Source organism: Frankia sp. AgKG'84/4, from assembly GCF_023242965.2.
Lineage (GTDB): Bacteria > Actinomycetota > Actinomycetes > Frankiales > Frankiaceae > Frankia.
Map to the genome: position 1 here is coordinate 1 of NZ_JALKFU020000756.1, position 1194 is coordinate 1194.

The 1194-nt window shown below is 75.6% G+C and carries 2 pseudogenes; one reads left to right on the forward strand and one right to left on the reverse strand.

Features of this window, described 5'->3' with window-relative positions:
* Window positions 1-204, reverse strand: a pseudogene (locus MXD58_RS24985) (hypothetical protein); the annotation flags it as partial.
* Between MXD58_RS24985 and MXD58_RS24990 the strand changes: the two are divergent.
* Window positions 203-1194, forward strand: a pseudogene (locus MXD58_RS24990) (hypothetical protein); the annotation flags it as partial. The pseudogenes MXD58_RS24985 and MXD58_RS24990 overlap by 2 nt on opposite strands.

The following is a 1194-nucleotide window of genomic DNA, read 5'->3' on the forward strand; positions in this document are numbered from 1 at the left end:
GCACAGGGTCCGCGCCGTCCGGCCGTCCGCGGCGCTCGCCGCGAACAGGCCACCCGCCACGTCGTCCTCCACCGCCGCCGTGTCCTCGTCGGGCGCCGTGTCCTCGTCGGGCATGGGGCCTTCGTCGGGCATGGGGCCTTCGTCGGGCATGGGGCCTTCGTCGGGCATGGTGTCTTCCTCGGGCATGGGGCCTTCGTCGGGCATGGGGCCTTCCTCCGGCGCGGCGCCCGGGGCCGGAGCGCATCCCGGCGCGTCACCGGCCCCGCCGCGGCTGCGCGCCCCCGCGCTCGCCGATCTCGACGCGGGGGAGCTCCACGAAACCCCCGGCGCCGTGCTCTACCTGAGCGCCGAGCGCGTCTACAAACGCCGCAAACCCGTCGAGGCGTCGTTCACCGAGGCCGATCGGGAGGCCCGCGAGGCGCTGTGCGTGGCGGAGGTGACCCTCAACCGCCGCCTTGCCCCCGACGTCTACCTCGGCGTCGCCGACCTGCACGACGACGCCGGCGCGCTGGTCGACCACGTGGTGGTGATGCGGCGGATGCCGGCCAGCCGGCAGCTGTCCACGCTGGTGCGCCGCGGGCACCGGGTCGCGCCGATGCTGCGCGCCGTGGCCCGCGCGTTGGCGGTGTTCCACCAGCGCTGCGAGAGTGCCCCGTGGATCGCGGCGCTGGGGGAGCGCGGCGCCCAGCAGGAGCTGTGGCGCCAGAGCCTCGCCGGGATCTCCGCCTACCGCGGCAGTCAGCTCGACGCCGCGGTCGTCGACGACATCGGCCTGCTCGCCCGGCGCTACCTCGCCGGGCGCGGCGAACTGCTCGCCGAACGCACCCGGGCGGGTTGGATCCGCGACGGGCACGGGGACCTGCTCGCCGAGGACATCTTCTGCCTCGACGACGGGCCCCGCATCCTCGACTGCGTCGAGTTCGACCCGCGGCTGCGCTCCGGTGACGTCCTCGGTGACGTCGCCTCGCTCGCCATGGACCTGGAACGCCTCGGCGCCGCCGAGGAGGCCGCCGAGTTCCTCGAGGCCTACCGGGAGTTCAGCGGCGAGGTGCACCCGGCCTCGCTGCAGCACTACTACGTCGCCTACCGGGCGTGCACGCAGGCCATGCTCGCCTGTGTGCACGGCCACGGCGACCCCGACGCGCCCGAGCGGGCCCGGCGGCTGCTCGCCGTCGCCCACCGCCACCTGCGGGC